This window comes from Chryseobacterium sp. MIQD13, from assembly GCF_050496705.1.
Taxonomy (GTDB): Bacteria; Bacteroidota; Bacteroidia; order Flavobacteriales; family Weeksellaceae; genus Chryseobacterium.
In genome coordinates, this window is record NZ_JBNWAF010000012.1 from 1 (window position 1) to 741 (window position 741).

General features: G+C 41.3%; 1 pseudogene. It reads right to left on the reverse strand.

Annotated features, from left to right (window positions below):
• Nucleotides 1-741, reverse strand: a pseudogene (locus ACQWU4_RS19565) (T9SS type A sorting domain-containing protein); the annotation flags it as partial.

A 741-nucleotide genomic window follows, 5' to 3' on the forward strand; every position in this document is an offset into this window, starting at 1 on the left:
TCATCAGACTTTCCCCCAAAGTTCTTTTCCCATTCTGTTTTTCCATCCTTGTTAAGCTTGATGATCCAGTAATCTCCTTCACCATAGTTTTCTGTCTTCTTTGATCCGCCGGCATTGCTTCTTGAATAGATCCCTAACAAGGCACCACCATCTTTGGTAGGAATTATTTTCTCTGCCTCGTCCAAGCCTTTTCCGCCTAAAACGATCTGAGAAAGTTCTTTTCCGTCCTTATCCAGTTTAATAATCAGGACATCTTTGGAGCCATACCCTTTTTTAGAGTTCTGAACGTTTCCGGCAACAAAAAAACCTAAATCTGTACTCTGAATTACGGATCTGGCTTCTTCATCTGATGCTGATCCTAAAGTTTTCTGCCAAAGTTCGTCTCCAAATTCATTCAATCTGATTAACCAGATATCAGAACCTCCTTTCGAATCTTCTTTCTTATCCAGTCCTTTTGAAGAATAGCTTGTTCCAGCCAGAAGGAAACCGCCTTCCTGAGTGGATACAGTTGCGGATAGATAATCATGATTCTGTCCTGAGAAATATTTTTCCCAGATTTCTTCTCCCTGCTGGTTCAATTTTACAACATGAAAATCGTAACCGTTATTTTGTTTGGAGCTTGCAGACCGCAGATTAGAACCTGCAGGTGAACCTCCATCTGGCTGGATGCTGCTTCCGGTAATAAGATATTGCTGATCTATTGTTGTGGTAACCTGGCTTAGAAAATCCTGGGTACTGGAT